We start from the raw sequence: 16,747 nt of genomic DNA on the forward strand, positions 1-16,747 counted from the left end.
TTGGACAGCGGCATGCGCGCAACGGATATTGGACGGGAATGGAGGATCTATTACATGGATGCGCGTCTGGATCATCTCGTTCTCTGGGTCTCCGACCAGCTTGCCGCCCTGCGTTTCTACGAGCAGGTGGTGGGCCTGCCCGGGGTCCGGGGGGAGGAGTTCCGCGAGGGCGAAGCGGGGTTCCCGAGCGTACGGATCGCCGAGGGGACGATCATCGACCTGATGGCGCACGACGTGTCGAAGGGCGTGGAGGAGGGCACGGGGGTGACGGGCAGCGCCGGGCACCAGATCAACCACTTCTGCCTGTCGGTGAGCAGGGAGGACTTCGAGGCGCTCAAGGTCCGGCTGAAGGACCACGGGGTCGAGGTCACCGGCACCGGCTCCAACTCCTTCGGCGCCCAGGGCATCGCCCCCGAGACCATCTTCTTCCCCGACCCGGACCGCAACGTCATCGAGGTCCGCTACTACCGCTGAGCCGGCGGAGTTGTCGGTCGGGTTTGGTAGACAGGTCGGCATGGGTGTGAGCGTCGACGAGTTCCTCGATCTGGTGCGCGGGCTGCCGGAGGTGACCGAGCATCCCAGCGCGGAGTGGGTCGGTTTCAAGGTCCACGGCAAGGGCTTCGGCTACCTGTGGGAGAAGACCGAGACCGTCGGGGTCAAGGCCACGATCGAGGAGCAGCTCGCGCTGGTGGCCGAGCGGCCCGAGGTGTTCGAGGTGCAGTTCACCGCCGGGCGCTTCGGGTGGGTCGTGGTCCACCTCGACAAGATCGACATCGACGAGCTGTTCGAGCTGATGGCCGAGGCGTGGTGCCTGACCGCGCCCCGGCCGCTGGTCAGCGCGTTCGAGGCGGAGCACCAGATCGCGCCCTCGTGAGCCGGCGGTAGTCTCGGGCAGCGTGACCCCCGTCGACATCCGGCTTCGCGAGTGGCGCGAGGACGACGCCCCGGCCGTGCTGCGCGCGTTCCGTACGCCCGATCTGCGCCGCCAGTCGTCCTTCCCCGTCGTCACGCTCAAGGACGCGGTGGGCTGGATAACGTCCTGGACGGGCGTCGGGCACGCGTTCGCGGTGACCGTCGAGGGCGGCGCGGTGGTCGGCAACGTGGCCGTGGCCGGGATCGACGCCCACGACAACGGGTGGGTGTCCTACTGGGTCCTGCCCGCGCACCGGGGGCTCGGGATCGCGACCGCGGCCACCCAGGAGCTGGCCCGGTGGGCGTTCGGCGAGCGCGGGCTCTTCCGGCTGGAGCTGGGGCACCGCACCGACAACCCCGCGTCGTGCCGGGTGGCGACCAAGGCGGGGTTCCGGGCGGAGGGCATCGAGCGCGGCAAGCTCCGCCACGAGGGCGTGCGCCTCGACGTCGAGCGCCACGCCCGCCTCGCCACCGACTGACCCGCCCGGCCTGCTCCCGCCGCGGAGGGCCCGGGGCGACGCTCGCATCGGGGAGGGGCTTGGTGACCGGCTGATCCCACTGCTGAGGGCCCGGCGGCCGGAGGGCCCGGGAGGGCCGGGTGATCGGGTGCGCTGGTCACGTGGTGGCGGGGTGAACTACCCTTTTTCGGGTGGACAGCGAGAGCCGGGCCGCGGCCGGGCTGCTGGCGGCCCTGAGCAGGGCGGCCGAGATCCTCGCCGGCTTACGCCACCCCTTCGTGCGCAGCCGTCCCTTCTCCTGCTTCGTCCCGCCCTCGGGGGTGCGCACCGGAGCCGACTTCGTCCTCCCCGACGGCCGCGAGGTGCGCTTCGAGGTGTCCCTCACCGTCTCCGGCGACGCCTTCCACGTGGCGGGCGGGATCACCGCGGAGGGCGAACCGCTGCTGGAACTGCCGCGCCGAAGCCTGCCGAACGTGCACGACGCGCTCGCCGTCCTGGACGACTACGCGGGCGACGTCGCCGCCCCCGCTGACCGCATGCTGGACGGCCTGCTGGACGAAATTGTCTAATTGTCTGACAATAGCAGCATGAAGAACGGACCTCTCGCCGTCGTGGGCGCCTCCGCGCTCTGGGGCACCGCGGGCACCGCGGGGCTGCTGGTCTCGGCCGACTCGGTCGCCCTGGCCGCGGCTCGGCTGGTCATCGGCGGCGCCGCGCTCGGCCTGCTCGCGCGGGCCGGCGTCCGGCGGGCGTTCCGGCCGGTGCTGGTGCCGGCGGCCCTGGCGGTGGCGGCGTACCAGCTGTGCTTCTTCGCGGCGGTCGGCCGCACGGGCGTGGCCGTCGGCACGGTGGTCGCGATCGGCAGCGGGCCCGTGTTCACGGGCCTGCTGTCCTGGGTGCTGCACGGCCGGCGGCCGAGCGGGCGGTGGGCGCTGGCTACCACGGCGGCGGTCTGCGGGTGCGCGGCGCTGATCGGCGGCGGCGGCGCGCAGGCGGGCGGGCAGATGGTGTCGGGGGTGCTGTTCGCGCTGCTCGGCGGCCTGCTCTACGCCTTCTACGCGGTCTCCGCGGCCAGGGCCATCGAGAAGGGGGCCGAGTCGGACGCCGTGATGGGCGTGCTGTTCGGCGGCGCCGCCCTGGTCATGCTGCCGGTGCTGCTGGTCAACGGCGTCGGCTGGCTGGGGGAGCCGCGCGGGCTGCTCGCCGTGCTCTACCTGGGCCTCGGCACCACCGCGCTGTCCTACATCCTGTACGGGCGCGGCCTGCGCACCACGCCGGTCGCCACGGCCTCGACGCTGGCGCTGGCCGAGCCGGCCGTCGCCGCGCTGCTGGGCCTGCTGGTCCTGGGCGAGCGGCTGGCCCCGCTGTCGATCGCCGGGCTGGTGATGCTGGTGCTCGGGCTGGTGGCGGTGGCCGTGCCGGAACGCGGCGGAGCCCGGGGCGGGGAGCAGGGCAGCGAGCAGGGCAGCGAGCAGGGCAGCGAGCAGGGCAGGGAAACGGCACTAGCATCACAGCCGTGATGTTGCCCCTCAAACCCGTCTCCACGGTCGGCGCGCTCGCCGACGCCCTGCGCACCCGTGTGCTCTCCGGCGAGATCGCGCCGGGCACGCCGCTGCCCGAGCAGGAGATCGCCGCGTCGTACGGCGTGGCCAGGCCGACCGTGCGCGAGGCGCTGGCCGGCCTGGTGCACGAGGGACTGCTCAGGCGGGAGCGCAACCGCAGCGCTTATGTCCCCGAGGTGACGATCTCGGACCTCCAGGACCTCATGTACGTGCGCCGCCCCCTGGAGGACCTGATGGCCCAGGCCGTGGCCGGCCGCCGGGTGCCCGACGCCGAGGCCGCGCTGCTCAGGTGGGCGGAGCTGCCGGCCGACGCGCCCTGGTCGGCGACCGTCGCCGAGCACATGGCCCTGCACGAGGCGCTGATCGAGGCGGCCGGCAGCCGGCGGCTCGAACGTCTCTACGCCACGCTCGCCGCCGAGACCAGGCTCGGCATGGTGCGCCTGCGCCAGGTCTACCGCGACCGGGACGTCCTGATCCGCGAGCACCGCGAGCTCCTCGACGCCATCGCGGCGGGCCCGGTGGAGGCGGCGCGGGCGGCCGTCGCGGCGCATCTCAGCCACAACTGGGGCAGTCCCGAGCTTCCTTGAACGGGTGGCTCATGTGCGTCATTGAGCGCGAACCCTTGCGGGACGGCCCCGGAACTCGCAAGAATCGCGGCCATGCACGGCAACCCGATGCCGGACTCCTACGTATATGTCACCGAAGAGGGCGTCACCCGCCACTACGCCGACGGCAGCGTCGAAGCCCTCGCGTGGGAGGACGTGGTGGAGGTCCGTGTCGCCACCGAATCCGGGGAAGACGTCCACTACATCCTGCTCGACCGGGACGGCGAAGGCTGCGTGGTGCCGCGTTCCGCGACCGATGCCACCTTTGTCGCCCGGCTACGCTACTTGCCCGATTTCGATCTCGACCGGCTGAACCTGGCCGCCGATTCCGTGCGTGACGGAGTTGTGGTCGTGTGGCGCAGCCCTGATCCGCCGTCCGCATTGCCGGACCTGGAGTACGACTAGCGGCTCCGCCCCCCGGTCACCTGGCGAAATGTCGCCATAAACCTCACATTTTCTCGCTTCGATGCTGCACTTTTGGATCGTTCCGTCAACCCCCGAAACCCCTAGATCGACGTCCGATTGTGGACATTTCCCGTTATTCCCCAGGTTGGAATCGATCTTTACTCTTTAGTGGGGGCCGCCGCCCTTGATAACGCATGGGTCATTGTCAACCTATGCGGCACAAGGAACGTCCTGTTATCGCGGTGAAAGCAGTTATCACAGGGTGGTGCTATGAGGGTGGGGACTGGGGAGTCCACTGCTGTGCTCCTCGAGGCCGCGCCACGCCTTGAGTCCAACATCTGGACCCGGGCGTATCTGCGGCTCCTGTTAGGCGGGGACACGGCGTGCGCGCTGCTGGCGTGCGCGTGCGTGCTGGGCGTACGCCTGGCCTCCGGCGTGTACGTGCCGATCGCCGAGTACGTGCTCGGGCTCGGCCTGCTCGTCGTCTGGCCGGTCGCGCTCATGATGGCGGGCGCGTACCGTCAGCGCGCCAACGGCGAGGGCACCGAGGAGTTCAAGGCCGTCTTCACCGGCGGCATCGGGCTGATGGCCACCACGGCCATCCTGGCCTACGCCACGCAGACGGCCATCGCGCGCAGCTTCGTCATGGCGATGCTGCCGTTGGTGCTGCTGGCCACGCTCTACTTCCGTTACCGCATGCGCAAGCGGCTTCACCGCAGGAGGGCGATCGGCGAGTACATGCGGCAGGTGATCGCGGTCGGGCACCGGGAGTCGATCCTCGACCTCGTCGTGCAGTTCCGCCGCCAGCCGCACCACGGCATGCAGGTGGTGGGCGCCTGCCTGCCGCACGACACGCTCGACGTCGACCTCGACGGCATCCCGGTGATGGGCTCCTTCGGCGACGTCGCCGAGGTCGTGGCCCATTCGCGGGCCGACGCGGTGGCCGTCCTGGCCTGTCCCGAGCTGGACGGCGCGGCGCTGCGCCGGCTGGCCTGGAGCCTGGAGACCGCGCGCACCGACCTGTTCGTCGCGCCCGCCCTCCTGGACGTCGCCGGCCCGCGCATCAGCATCAGGCCGGTGGCCGGGATGCCGCTGCTGCACGTCGAGCACCCGGAGTTCGACGGCACCCGGCAGCTCGTGAAGGCGGCCTTCGACCGGCTGGTGGCCGGGGCGGCCCTGCTCGTGCTCGCGCTGCCGCTGCTGACGCTCGCCCTGGTGATCAGGCTCACCAGCCGGGGGCCCGCGCTGTTCCACCAGACCAGGGTGGGCCGGGGCGGCCGGGAGTTCCGGGTGGTGAAGTTCCGCACGATGGTGGTGGACGCCGAACGGCTCAAGCACCAGCTTCTCGCGGCGAACGAGTTCGACGGCGTGCTGTTCAAGATAAGGAACGATCCAAGGATCACCCGCGTCGGCGCGTTCCTGCGCCGCTACTCGCTGGACGAGCTGCCGCAGCTGCTCAACGTCATCCGTGGTGAGATGTCCCTCGTCGGCCCCCGGCCGCCGCTGCCGGAGGAGGTCGCCAGGTACGGCGCCGACGTGCGCCGCCGTCTGGTGGTCAAGCCGGGCATGACCGGCCTCTGGCAGGTCAGCGGGCGCTCCGATCTGACGTGGGAGGAATCCGTCCGGCTCGACCTGCGCTACGTGGAGAACTGGTCGCTCCTGCTCGACCTGCAGATCCTGTGGAAGACCTGGTCCGTCGTCACCCGTGGAGAAGGGGCTTACTAGCAGTGAAGGCACTCGTGCTCGCCGGGGGGTCGGGCACACGGCTCCGGCCCATCACGCACACCTCGGCCAAGCAGCTGGTCCCCGTCGCCAACAAGCCGGTCCTGTTCTACGGGCTGGAGGCCATCGCGGCGGCCGGGATCCGGGAGCTCGGCCTGGTGGTCGGGGACACGCAGGCGGAGATCGAGACGGCCGTGGGGGACGGCTCGGCTTTCGGGCTGCAGGTCACCTACCTCCGCCAGGAGGCGCCGCTCGGGCTGGCCCACGGCGTGCTGATCGCCCGCGAGTTCCTGGGCGACGACGACTTCGTCATGTACCTGGGCGACAACTTCGTCGTCGGCGGCATCAACGACCTGGTGGACCGGTTCGCCAGGGAACGGCCCGCCGCGCAGATCATGCTGACCAGGGTCGGCGACCCCGGCCAGTTCGGGGTCGCCGAGCTGGACGCGAAGGGCCGGGTGGTCGGCCTGGAGGAGAAGCCGGCCCGGCCCAAGAGCGACCTGGCGCTGGTCGGCGTGTACCTGTTCAGCCCGGCGATCCACGCCGCCGTCGCCGAGCTCAAGCCGTCGTGGCGGGGCGAGCTGGAGATCACCGACGCCATCCAGTGGCTGATCGAGGCCGGTCTGCGCGTGGAGTCGTCGGTGATCTCGGGATACTGGAAGGACACCGGCAACGTCACCGACATGCTGGAGGTCAACCGGCTGGTCCTGGAGTCGGTCGAGCCCGGCGTGCGCGGGCGGGTCGACGAGGCCAGCGAGCTGATCGGCCGGGTCGTGGTCGAGCCGGACGCGGTGGTCGAGCGCTCCCGCGTGGTCGGCCCGGCGATCATCGGCCGGGGGGCGCGCGTCCAGGACAGCTACGTCGGGCCGTTCACCTCGGTCGGCGCGTCGTGCGTGGTCACCGGCAGCGAGATCGAATACTCGATCCTGCTGCCCCGGGCGTCCATCGACGGCGTCGGCCGGATCGAGGCGTCACTGATCGGCCACGACGTCGAGGTCACCCGAGCGCCCAACACGCCCAGAGCCCACCGTCTCGTGCTGGGCGATCACAGCAAGGTACAGATCACTACATGACAAGAATTCTGGTGACCGGCGGCGCGGGATTCATCGGCTCCCACTTCGTCCGGGGGCTGCACGACGCGTACGTCACGGTCCTCGACAAGCTCACCTACGCGGGGAACCGGGCCAACCTCGAAGGGGTGCGGCACGAGTTCGTCCACGGCGACATCTGCGACGCCGAGCTGCTGCGCGAGGTCGTCCCCGGGCACGACCTGGTGGTGAACTTCGCCGCCGAGTCCCACGTCGACCGGTCGATCGAGGGCGCCGCCGCCGAGTTCATGCGGACCAACGTGCTCGGCACCCAGACGCTGCTGCAGGCGTGCCTGGAGGCGGGCACGCCGAAGGTCGTCCAGGTCTCGACGGACGAGGTCTACGGGTCGATCGACATCGGCTCCTGGGACGAGTCCGCGCCGGTGCGCCCGCGGTCGCCGTACGCGGCCAGCAAGGCGGGCGGCGACCTGATCGCCCGCTCGTACGCGATCACCTACGGCCTGAACGTGTCGATCACCCGCTGCGGCAACAACTACGGCCCCCGGCAGTACCCGGAGAAGCTGATCCCGCTGTTCGTCACGAACCTGCTGCGCGGCCGCCCGGTCCCGCTGTACGGCGACGGCGGGAACGTGCGCGACTGGATCCACGCCGAGGACCACTGCGCCGGCATCCGCCTGGTCGCCGAGAAGGGCGAACCCGGCGAGATCTACCACATCGCCGGCACCGCCGAGCTGACGAACAAGGAGCTGACCGCCCGCCTGCTCGAAGCCTGCGGCCGTGACTGGGACTCGGTGCGCCACGTCGAGGACCGCAAGGGCCACGACCGCCGGTACTCCCTGGACGACAGCAAGCTGCGCAAGCTCGGCTACCGCCCGGAGATCCCGTTCGACCAGGGGTTGAAGGACACGATCCGCTGGTACGCCGAGCACCGCGACTGGTGGCCCGCGTGACCGGGCGCCTGCCATGAGGTGGCTCGTCACGGGCGGCGGCGGGATGCTGGCCGCCGACGTCCTGGAACGGGCCGCGCTGACCGGCGAGCCGGTGCTCGCGCTCGCCCGGTCCGAGCTCGACCTGTGCGACCGGCGCGCGGTGCGCGACTTCGTCGCCGCCTACCGGCCGGGCGTGGTGGTCAACTGCGCCGCCTGGACCGCCGTGGACGACGCCGAGACCCACGAGGCCGAGGCGCTGGAGATCAACGGGCACGCGGTGGGCTGGCTGGCCGAGAGCTGCGCGCGGGCCGGGGCGCGGCTCGTGCACGTCTCCACCGACTACGTCTTCGACGGCACCGCGCCGGGCCCGTACCCGGAGGACGCGCCGACCGCGCCGGTGAACGCGTACGGCAGGACCAAGCTCGCCGGCGAGCGGGCGGCGCTGGAGCACGGGCACCACGTGGTGCGCAGCGCCTGGCTGTACGGCGCGGCCGGCCCCAACTTCGTCCGGACCATGATCAGGCTGGCGGCCGAGCGCGACACCGTGGACGTGGTGGACGACCAGCACGGCCAGCCGACGTGGACCGCCGACCTGGCCGACTACCTGGTACGGCTGGCGCGCTCCGAGCTGCCGCCGGGCGTCTACCACGGCACCAGCTCCGGGGAGACGACATGGTGCGGCCTGGCCAAGGAGATCTTCACGCTGCTCGGCCTGGACCCGGACCGGGTGCGCCCGGTGAGCTCGGCGGGCTTTCCCCGGCCGGCCCGGCGTCCGGCCAACAGCGTGCTCGCGCACACGAAGGGAGAGCCGATCCGGCACTGGCACCAGGCGCTGCGCGCGGCCTGGCCGGTGCTGACCCGCGGGCGCCGGTGCGGCGTCGCGTAGGCGGCGCGGTGCTGTGGATCATGGTGGCGGGCCTCGCGGGCTGGGCGGGGCTGCGGCTGCTCGGGTGGGAGCCGAAGTTCCTGTGGTCGCAGCTCGTGTCGTTCACGCCGTACGCGGCGGCGCTGTCGGTGGTGCCGCTGGCGTTCGCGCTCTACCTGCGCGCCGGGGCGCTGATCGCCGCCGCGCTCGCCGTGACCTGCGCGTTCGCGGTGGCCGTCGTGCCGCGCGCGGTGCCCGAGGGCAACCCGCCGGCCGCCGGGCCGGTGCTGCGGGTGCTGGCGGTCAACCTGCTGCACTCCTCCGTGCTGCCGCCGGTGCTGGTGGAGACGGTCGAGCGCGAGCGGCCCGACGTGCTGCACCTGCTGGAGTTCACCGGCCTGATGCGGGAGCGGGTGGAGGAGCTGGGGCTGACGCGGCTGCTGCCGTACCGGATCGTGCTGCCGGGGGAGGACTCGTCGGGGGCGGCGATCTACTCGCGGTACCCGTTGCGGGCCGCGGACTCGCCGATCGCGGCGCCGCCCTTCGAGGAGAGCCCGCGCCACCTGCCCGCCGTCGTCACGCTGCCGGGCGGGCGGGAGGCCGAGATCGTCGCCGTGCACGCGTGCGCGCCCTCGGAGGGCTGGCGCACGGCCTGCTGGGCGTCGAGCATCCGGGCGCTGCCGCCCGCCGGCGGCCGCCTGCGGATCCTGGCCGGGGACTTCAACTCCACGCTCGACCACGCGGTGCTGCGCGACCTGATCGCCACCGGCTACCGGGACGCCGCCGACGTCACCGGAAAGGGGCTCTCCATGACCTGGCCCTACTACGAGCAGCCGCGGCTGTTCCCGAAGGTGGCCATCGACCACGTGCTGGCCGACCGGCGGATCGCGGTCCGGAGCTTCCAGACCCTGCGGGTGCCGCGGACCGACCACCGGGCCACGCTCACCGAACTGGTCCTTCCTTGATGTGACGTTTCCGGAGCTGAGACCGATATGTCATGGACACCCAGGGGGACGGATGACGAGGTTGCCGGAGCGGAAGACGGTGTTCGGCACCGTGCTGGACGCCCTCACCATGAACCAGGTGATCGCCCGCTGCGTGGCGGCCGTCGCGGAGGGCGGCAGGCTGACCATCGGCGTGGTGAACGCCGCCAAGGTCGTCAACATGCGCGCGGACGCCGCCCTGCGCCAGTCGGTGCTGGACAGCGACCTCGTGCTGGCCGACGGGCAGGCGGTGGTCTGGGCGGCGCGGGCGCTCGGTCACCGGATCCCCGAGCGGGTGGCGGGCATCGACCTGTTCACCGAGCTGATGGCCGAGGGCGGCCGGCGCGGCTACCGGGCGTACTTCCTCGGCGCGACCGGTGAGGTGCTGGCCGGGGTGCTGGACGAGGTGCGCGCCCGCTACCCGGGGCTGGCCGTCGCCGGCTCCCGCGACGGCTACTTCGCGCCGGAGGAGTCGGCCGAGGTCGCCGCCGAGATCGCCGCCTCGCGGGCCGACCTGCTGTTCCTGGGCATCACCTCGCCGAAGAAGGAGATCTTCATCCGCGAGTGGGGCGAGCGCACCGGGGCGCGGATCATCCACGGCGTGGGCGGCTCGTTCGACGTGCTGGCCGGACGTACCCGCAGGGCGCCGGTGCGCTGGCAGCGATCAGGGCTGGAATGGCTCTACCGCATGCTCCAGGAGCCGCTGCGGCTCGGGCCGCGCTACGTGCGCACCAACGGCAGTTTCCTGCTCCTGGTGGTCAGGGAGTGGGCCGGTGTCAGACGCAGGATCGAGGAGACGACGTGACGGATCACCGGATCGCTCTGCTGAGCTCCGGCCACCAGGACTTCGTGCGGGGCATGCTGGACCTGTCGGTACGCGGCCTGCCCCCCGGCTACGGCGACGGCGGCTTCGTCTTCACCCGCCGGGGCCGGCGACAGCCCGACGGCACGTGGACGGCCGTGCCCGAGGGGCGCAGCATCCGCTACTCCGCGATCGTCGCGCTCGGCGTGGCCACTCTGGAGGAGGCGCGGCAGCGGGCGGCGCTGGCCGGCGACGACGTCCTCGACCTGGTGGGGAACCTGGTCAAGCGGCTTCCCGAGGTGAGCGGCGCCGGCGACGCGGCGCTGATCTGCTGGGCGGCGGCCGAGGCCGGGCACGCGGACCTCGATCTGGCCCTGAGCCGCCTGGCCGAGCTGGACGCGGGTGGGCAGATCCACACCGTCGAGGCGGCGTGGGTGCTGGCCGCCCTGGTCGCGGCCGGGGTGCGCGACGGCCGGGCCGAACGCGCCCGCGAGCGGCTGCTCGGCGGGCTGGCCGGCAACCGGCTCTACCCGCACGCGCTCGGCCGGGGCGCGCTGGTGCCGCGCTACCGCGCCCACGTGGGCTGCTTCGCCGACCAGGTCTACCCGCTGCAGGCGCTGGCCCGGCTGCACGCCGCCACCGGGGACGCCGAGGCGCTGCGGGCCGCCGAGCAGGTGGCCGCGGGCATCTGCCGGGCGCAGGGGCCGGAGGGGGAGTGGTGGTGGCACTACGACGCCCGTACCGGCTCGGTGGTGGAGGGGTATCCGGTGTACAGCGTGCACCAGCTCTCCATGGGGCCGATGGCGCTGCTGGACCTGGCCGACGCGGGCGGCACGGCGTACGTGGCGGAGATCTCCAAGGGGCTCGACTGGATGATCGCTCGGCCCTCGTTCGTGCTCGACGACCTGGCGCTGACCTGGCGGAAGGAGGCCAGGGCCGATCCGCGCAAGCTGGTGCGCGGGCTGCGGGCGATGGCGACGGGGGTGCACAAGGAGATGCGGCTCGGCGTCCTGGACCGGGTCTACCCGCCGGTCGCCGTGGACCGGGAGTGCCGGCCGTACGAGCTGGGGTGGTTGCTGTACGCGTGGCTGGCCAGATGCGGACAAAGCGCGTGACTTAGCCCTGAATCGGTGCGATAGATCGATCCAGGGCTCGGGGGATTTTTCCGTTTCAAGGGGGTTCCCGTGTTACGGCGGCTTCGCCATGCGCTTTTTTCCGTCCTGCTGATCACGACCGGGCTGGCGATCGTCGCGCCGCCGCCCGCGCAGGCACTGCCGGGCAGCTTCCAGAGACAGGTGGTCTTCAGCGGGCTGACCAATCCGACCAACATCGAGTTCGCCTCGGACGGCCGGGTGTTCGTCGCCGAGAAGAGCGGCCTGATCAAGGTCTTCGACTCACTCACCGACACCACGCCGGCGATCTACGCCGACCTGCGCACGCAGGTGCACAACTTCTGGGACCGCGGGCTCCTCGGCCTGGCCCTGCACCCGGACTTCCCGGCCGACCCGCGCATCTACGTGCTGTACTCCTACGACGCGGTGCCCGGCGGCGGCGCGCCGCGCTGGGGCACCGCGGGCGTGAGCGCCGACCCGTGCCCGACCCCGCCCGGCGCGACCGGTGACGGCTGCCTGATCACCGGGCGGTTGTCCGTGCTGGCGCCCTCGGGCGGCTCGGTCGCCGAGACGCCGCTGATCACCGGCTGGTGCCAGCAGCACCCCAGCCACTCCGTCGGCGACCTGGCGTTCGGCCCCGACGGCATGCTCTACGCCAGCGGCGGCGACGGCGCCAGCTTCAACTTCGCCGACTACGGCCAGGACAACGTGACCAGCTCCGACGTCACCCCGGACAACCCCTGCGGCGACCCGCCCTCGCCCGTGGGCACCGCGCTCAGCCCGCCGGCCGCCGAGGGCGGCGCGCTGCGCTCGCAGGACCTGCGCACCGGCGGCGACCCGGCGGGCCTGAACGGCAGCATCATCAGGGTCGATCCGGACACCGGCGCGGCCGCCCCCGGCAACCCGAACGCGGGCAGCAGCGACCCCAACGCGGCCAGGATCATCGCCTACGGCCAGCGCAACCCGTTCCGCATCACCGTACGGCCCGGCACGAACGAGATCTGGGCGGGCGAGGTCGGCTGGAACACCTACGAGGAGATCAACCGGATCGCCTCGCCCACCGGCCCGGTCAGCAACTTCGGCTGGCCCTGCTACGAGGGCCCGGCCCGGCAGGGCGGCTACGACAACCTGAACCTGACGCTCTGCGAGAACCTGTACGCGGCGGGCCCGTCGGCGGTGACGCAGCCGTACTTCGCCTGGAACCACGCCTCCAAGCCCGCGCCGAACGACCCGTGCCCGTCAGGCGGATCGTCCTCCAGCGGCGTCGCGTTCTACGAGGGCGGCTCCTACCCGCACGCCTACGACGGCGCGCTGTTCTTCTCCGACTTCAGCAGGTCGTGCGTCTGGGTCATGACCAAGGGCGCGAACGGCCTGCCCGACCCGGCCACGGTGACCACGTTCGACTCCGGGATGCCCGCCGTGGAGGTGCAGACCGGCCCCGGCGGCGACCTGTTCGCGGTCGACTACACCAACGGGCAGATCGTCCGCTACATCTACGCCAACCACCCGCCGTCCGCCGTCATCAGGGCGAGCGCCACCGCCGGCGTCGAACCCCTCACGGTGAACTTCACCGCCGCCGACTCCAGCGACGCCGACGGCGACCCGCTGACCTTCCAGTGGGACCTGGACGGCGACGGCGAGCTCGACGACTCCACCGCGACCGCGCCGTCCTTCACCTACAGCCAGCGCGGCTCCTACGTCGTGCGGCTGCGGGCGAGCGACGGCCACGGCGGGCAGGGGGACGCCACCGTCACGATCAACGTGGGCAACACCTCGCCGCAGGCGACGATCAACACGCCGTCCACCGGGCTCACCTGGGCGGTCGGCGACACGATTGCCTACTCGGGCTCCGCCACCGACGCCCAGGAGGGCACCATCCCCGGCTCGCGGATGGTGTGGAAGCTGAGCCTGATGCACTGCCCGCTCACCTGCCACGAGCACGAGATCACCTCGACCACCGGCACCAGCGGCACGTTCGTCGCGCCCGACCACGAATACCCCTCCTACCTGAAGCTCTCCCTGACCGCGACGGACGCGCAGGGCCTCACCGACATCAAGAGCGTGGTGCTGCAGCCGAAGACGGTGAACGTCGGGTTCGAGACCTCGCCCTCCGGCCTGCAGATCGGCTTCAACAGCGAGCAGTCCGTGACCCCCTTCACCAGGACGGTGATCGTGGGCTCGCACAACTCGATCTCCGCGCCGTCGCCGCAGAGCGCGGACGGCTTCACCCACACCTTCGCCTCCTGGTCCGACGGCGGCGCGGTCAGCCACGACATCACCGCCCCGGCCACCGGCGTGACCTACACGGCCACCTTCGAGCGGGCCCAGGGGCCCGACGGGCTGGTGGCCGCGTACGGGATGAACGAGGGCGCGGGCACGGCGGTCGCCGACTCCTCCGGCAAGGGCAACGCCGGGACGGCGGCGAGCACCACGTGGAGCACGAGCGGCAGGTTCGGCAAGGCGTTGTCGTTCGACGGCACGTCGAGCTGGGTGACCGTGGCAGACTCGGCCTCGCTGCACCTGACCGGCGGCATGACGCTGGAGGCGTGGGTGCGCCCGACCAGCGTGACGGGCTGGCGGACGGTGCTGATGAAGGAGTTCGGCGCCGACCTGGACTGGGCGCTCATGGCCAGCGGCGGCAGCGGCCCGGCGGCGTTCGTCCACACCTTCGCGGGCACGAACGCGCAGGCGCCGGGCAACCTGCCGCTGAACACGTGGAGCCACGTGGCGGCGACCTACGAGGGCAGCCGGCTGCGGCTGTACGTGAACGGCAGCGAGGTGGGCGGCACCTCGATGTACGGCAACCTGCGCACCGGGACGGGCCCGCTGCGGATCGGCGGGAACAGCGGCTCCGGCGAGCACTTCAGCGGCCTGATCGACGAGGTGCGCGTCTACGACCGGGCGCTCACCCCGGCGCAGATCACCACCGACATGAACACCCCCGTCGGCCCCCAGGGACCGCCCGACACCACGCCGCCGACCGCGCCCGGCCCGCTGACCGCGACCGGCGGGCCGGGCAGCGCGCAGCTCGTCTGGACGCCCGCGACCGACAACGTCGGGGTGACCGGGTACACCGTCCACCGCTCCTCGACCGCGGGGTTCACCCCGTCGGGGGCCAACCAGGTGGGCTCGACCGGCGGGCCGGCGTTCGTCGACTCGGGGGTCGCGCCGGGCACGTACTACTACCGGGTGGTGGCCTTCGACGCCGCCAGCAACACCGGGCCGCCGTCCAACGAGGTGTCGGCGGTCGTGACCCAGCCGCCCGCCGTCAGCGGCCTGGTGGCCGCGTACGGCATGAACGCGAGCAGCGGCACGGCCGTCGCCGACTCCTCCGGCGCCGGCAACAACGGCACCGCCACCGCGGCGACCTGGGTGGCCGGCAAGTACGGCCAGGCGTTGTCGTTCAACGGCACGTCGAGCTGGGTGACCGTGGCCGACTCCGCCTCGCTGCACCTGACCGACGCCATGACGCTGGAGGCGTGGGTGCGCCCGTCCAGCATGGACGGCTGGCGGACGGTGCTGATGAAGGAGTTCGGCGCGGACCTCGCCTGGGCGATCATGAGCAGCGGCAGCAACGGCAGCCCGTCGGCCTTCATCCACACCTCCTCGGGGGTGAACGCGCAGGCGCCGAACTACCTGACGTTGAACGCCTGGAGCCACGTGGCCGCCACCTACGACGGCTCCACGCTGCGGTTCTACGTCAACGGAGTGGAGGTGGCCACCAACCCCACGGGCGGCGACCTGCGCATCGGTACGAGCCCGCTGCGGATCGGCGGGAACAGCGGTTCGGGTGACTACTTCAGCGGCCTGATCGACGAGGTGCGGATCTACAACAAGGTGCTCACCCGGGCCCAGATCGGCACCGACATGAACACGCCGGTCAGCTAGCTCCGGCTGCTCTCGTCGCGCAGCCAGGTGGTGTAGTCGCCCGCGCGGATCGCGCGGGCGGCCCGCCGCCTGGCCAGCACGGCCATCGCGGCGAAGACCACCGCCGCGCCCGCCAGGCGCGGCTCCTTCGCCACGATGGCCGCCAGGTCGCGCGGCCCGGTGCGCTCGCCCGCGCCGGTCGAGGTCCGCTCCAGCTCGGTGACGCTGGTCATGGCGCGGACCCGGCGGCGCAGCAGGTCGGCGACCGTGCGCGGCGGATGGATCACCGCGCGGGCGGCGCCGACGATCACGCGTTCGCCGGGCGTGAACGCCAGCGAGGCGGTCAGGTCGTCGGCCATCACCGGCGGCAGCGCGCGCAGCCGCTCGTTGCCTGCGTCGTTCACCGCGATCACGCCCCGGGCGAACAGCCCGGCGCGGACGTGCGGCAGCCGCGTCCAGATCGCGTAGTAGGCGCGCACCGGCCACGGGCGGTCGGCCAGCGTCAGGTCCCGCTCCGGCGCGGCGGCGAGCGGCCCGTCCGGCGCGGCCAGCACGGCCGCCAGCGCGCGCGCCGAGGCCGTGCTGAGCTCGATGTCGGCGTCCACGTACAGGCGGGGGTAGCCGCGGGCGGCCGCGTCGCCCAGGCGCAGCGCCGCGCTCTTGGACGGGACGGGCGTGGTCAGCACCCGGACGTCGTACGGCCGGGCCACCTCCGCCGTGCCGTCGGTGCAGCCGTTGGCCACGACCACCACGTCGAACTCGCCGGGCGCCGCCTCGCCGAGCAGGCCGTCCAGCAGCCGGCCGAGCACCTTGGCCTCGTTGTGGGCCGGGATCACGACGCTCACCACGACGGGAGGATCCCCGCGTCGCGGGCCTGCTTGAGCGTGGGGGCGGCGGCGTCCTTCGCCGACAGGACCGGCTCCACGTCGAACGGCCACTCGATGGCGAGGTCGGGGTCGAGCGGGTGGATGCCGTGCTCGTGGGCCGGGTCGTACGGGGAGGAGCAGAGGTAGACGACCGTGGCCGACTCGCTGAGGGCCATGAAGCCATGACCTAACCCCTCGGTCAGGAAGATGCCCTGGCGCGAGACGTCGTCCAGCCGCACCGCCTCCCACCGCCCGTACGTCGGCGAGCCCACGCGGACGTCCACCACGACGTCCATGGCCTCGCCCGCCACGCACATGACGTATTTGGCCTGGCCGGGCGGCACGTCGGCGAAGTGGATGCCGCGCAGCACGCCCCGGCCGGAGACCGAGCAGTTGACCTGGGCCAGCTCGATCGAGCGCCCCGTCGCCTCCCGCAGGTCGGCGGCGCGGAAGCTTTCCAGGAAAACGCCCCGGGGATCGCTGAGGATGCGGGGGGTGTAGAGCAATGCTCCATCGATGCTCAGGCGTTTCATGAAGACACTTGTAACACTCATTGCCGCTCACCCGAAGTATGGCTGTGGGTTTCCAAAGGGGGAAATCTTGTCATTTC

The 16,747-nt window shown here is 72.1% G+C and carries 17 protein-coding genes; 15 read left to right on the forward strand and 2 right to left on the reverse strand.

Going from position 1 to position 16,747, the window contains the following annotated elements; genetic code table 11:
• Positions 1-54 precede the first annotated feature (54 nt).
• The 15 genes from ACIBQ6_RS21020 (at position 55) to ACIBQ6_RS21090 (ending at position 15,292) form a co-directional block, all read left to right on the forward strand.
• Positions 55-474 (forward strand): VOC family protein, encoded by a 420-nt coding sequence (locus tag ACIBQ6_RS21020; protein ID WP_358290129.1) that lies wholly within the window; start codon positions 55-57, stop codon positions 472-474.
• 40 nt (positions 475-514) lie between these two features.
• Positions 515-874 carry an MmcQ/YjbR family DNA-binding protein gene (locus tag ACIBQ6_RS21025; RefSeq protein ID WP_358290126.1) on the forward strand — a complete coding sequence of 120 codons (360 nt, stop codon included), beginning with the start codon at positions 515-517 and terminating at the stop codon, positions 872-874.
• A gap of 22 nt (positions 875-896) precedes the next feature.
• The gene (locus ACIBQ6_RS21030) at positions 897-1,391 is read left to right on the forward strand and encodes a GNAT family N-acetyltransferase (RefSeq protein ID WP_358290123.1); all 495 of its coding nucleotides are present in this window, start codon (positions 897-899) and stop codon (positions 1,389-1,391) included.
• A gap of 170 nt (positions 1,392-1,561) precedes the next feature.
• Entirely contained in the window at positions 1,562-1,939 is a 378-nt protein-coding gene (locus ACIBQ6_RS21035; RefSeq protein WP_358290119.1) for a hypothetical protein, read from the forward strand.
• A gap of 18 nt (positions 1,940-1,957) precedes the next feature.
• Positions 1,958-2,890, forward strand: coding sequence for a DMT family transporter (locus ACIBQ6_RS21040; protein ID WP_397213709.1), 933 nt, complete (start codon positions 1,958-1,960; stop codon positions 2,888-2,890).
• A complete protein-coding gene (locus ACIBQ6_RS21045) occupies positions 2,890-3,519 on the forward strand; it encodes a GntR family transcriptional regulator (protein WP_358290759.1) in 630 nt (209 codons plus the stop codon). The genes ACIBQ6_RS21040 and ACIBQ6_RS21045 overlap by 1 nt, the downstream gene beginning before the upstream one ends.
• 72 nt (positions 3,520-3,591) lie before the next feature.
• Complete coding sequence (locus ACIBQ6_RS21050; RefSeq protein WP_397154515.1) at positions 3,592-3,942, forward strand: hypothetical protein; 351 nt, start codon at positions 3,592-3,594, stop codon at positions 3,940-3,942.
• A 270-nt stretch (positions 3,943-4,212) separates the two neighbouring features.
• Positions 4,213-5,667, forward strand: a complete 1,455-nt coding sequence (locus tag ACIBQ6_RS21055; protein WP_397213712.1) for a sugar transferase — start codon at positions 4,213-4,215, stop codon at positions 5,665-5,667.
• A gap of 2 nt (positions 5,668-5,669) precedes the next feature.
• A complete protein-coding gene (locus tag ACIBQ6_RS21060; protein ID WP_397154511.1) occupies positions 5,670-6,737 on the forward strand; it encodes a glucose-1-phosphate thymidylyltransferase in 1,068 nt (355 codons plus the stop codon).
• Positions 6,734-7,663 carry a dTDP-glucose 4,6-dehydratase gene (gene rfbB / locus ACIBQ6_RS21065; protein WP_352364744.1) on the forward strand — a complete coding sequence of 310 codons (930 nt, stop codon included), beginning with the start codon at positions 6,734-6,736 and terminating at the stop codon, positions 7,661-7,663. Before ACIBQ6_RS21060 ends, rfbB begins: the two co-directional genes overlap by 4 nt.
• Positions 7,664-7,676: 13 nt before the next feature.
• Complete coding sequence (gene rfbD / locus ACIBQ6_RS21070; RefSeq protein ID WP_358290105.1) at positions 7,677-8,528, forward strand: dTDP-4-dehydrorhamnose reductase; 852 nt, start codon at positions 7,677-7,679, stop codon at positions 8,526-8,528.
• Positions 8,513-9,472 carry an endonuclease/exonuclease/phosphatase family protein gene (locus tag ACIBQ6_RS21075; protein WP_397154507.1) on the forward strand — a complete coding sequence of 320 codons (960 nt, stop codon included), beginning with the start codon at positions 8,513-8,515 and terminating at the stop codon, positions 9,470-9,472. Before rfbD ends, ACIBQ6_RS21075 begins: the two co-directional genes overlap by 16 nt.
• Positions 9,473-9,524: 52 nt before the next feature.
• A complete protein-coding gene (locus ACIBQ6_RS21080) occupies positions 9,525-10,295 on the forward strand; it encodes a WecB/TagA/CpsF family glycosyltransferase (RefSeq protein ID WP_364327159.1) in 771 nt (256 codons plus the stop codon).
• Positions 10,292-11,407 (forward strand): hypothetical protein, encoded by a 1,116-nt coding sequence (locus ACIBQ6_RS21085; RefSeq protein ID WP_358290096.1) that lies wholly within the window; start codon positions 10,292-10,294, stop codon positions 11,405-11,407. The genes ACIBQ6_RS21080 and ACIBQ6_RS21085 overlap by 4 nt, the downstream gene beginning before the upstream one ends.
• 69 nt (positions 11,408-11,476) lie before the next feature.
• Complete coding sequence (locus ACIBQ6_RS21090; protein ID WP_358290093.1) at positions 11,477-15,292, forward strand: LamG-like jellyroll fold domain-containing protein; 3,816 nt, start codon at positions 11,477-11,479, stop codon at positions 15,290-15,292.
• On the opposite strand, the gene ACIBQ6_RS21095 is transcribed toward ACIBQ6_RS21090, so the two are convergent.
• Complete coding sequence (locus tag ACIBQ6_RS21095; protein WP_397213715.1) at positions 15,289-16,119, reverse strand: glycosyltransferase; 831 nt, start codon at positions 16,117-16,119, stop codon at positions 15,289-15,291. The two genes, ACIBQ6_RS21090 and ACIBQ6_RS21095, sit on opposite strands and share 4 nt — an antisense overlap.
• A complete protein-coding gene (rfbC, locus tag ACIBQ6_RS21100; protein ID WP_358290087.1) occupies positions 16,113-16,670 on the reverse strand; it encodes a dTDP-4-dehydrorhamnose 3,5-epimerase in 558 nt (185 codons plus the stop codon). Before rfbC ends, ACIBQ6_RS21095 begins: the two co-directional genes overlap by 7 nt.
• Between the last annotated feature and the right edge of the window lie 77 nt (positions 16,671-16,747).

The organism is Nonomuraea sp. NPDC049655 (assembly GCF_044465465.1).
Taxonomy (GTDB): Bacteria; Actinomycetota; Actinomycetes; order Streptosporangiales; family Streptosporangiaceae; genus Nonomuraea.

Bases quoted from the DNA above. Each gene is read 5' to 3' on its own strand.
- ACIBQ6_RS21020 (WP_358290129.1), top strand. From the start codon at position 55: ATGGATGCGCGTCTGGATCATCTCGTTCTCTGGGTCTCCGACCAGCTT.
- ACIBQ6_RS21025 (WP_358290126.1), top strand. From the start codon at position 515: ATGGGTGTGAGCGTCGACGAGTTCCTCGATCTGGTGCGCGGGCTGCCG.
- ACIBQ6_RS21040 (WP_397213709.1), top strand. From the start codon at position 1,958: ATGAAGAACGGACCTCTCGCCGTCGTGGGCGCCTCCGCGCTCTGGGGC.
- ACIBQ6_RS21045 (WP_358290759.1), top strand. From the start codon at position 2,890: ATGTTGCCCCTCAAACCCGTCTCCACGGTCGGCGCGCTCGCCGACGCC.
- ACIBQ6_RS21050 (WP_397154515.1), top strand. From the start codon at position 3,592: ATGCACGGCAACCCGATGCCGGACTCCTACGTATATGTCACCGAAGAG.
- ACIBQ6_RS21055 (WP_397213712.1), top strand. From the start codon at position 4,213: ATGAGGGTGGGGACTGGGGAGTCCACTGCTGTGCTCCTCGAGGCCGCG.
- rfbB (WP_352364744.1), top strand. From the start codon at position 6,734: ATGACAAGAATTCTGGTGACCGGCGGCGCGGGATTCATCGGCTCCCAC.
- rfbD (WP_358290105.1), top strand. From the start codon at position 7,677: ATGAGGTGGCTCGTCACGGGCGGCGGCGGGATGCTGGCCGCCGACGTC.
- ACIBQ6_RS21080 (WP_364327159.1), top strand. From the start codon at position 9,525: ATGACGAGGTTGCCGGAGCGGAAGACGGTGTTCGGCACCGTGCTGGAC.
- rfbC (WP_358290087.1), bottom strand. From the start codon at position 16,670: ATGAAACGCCTGAGCATCGATGGAGCATTGCTCTACACCCCCCGCATC.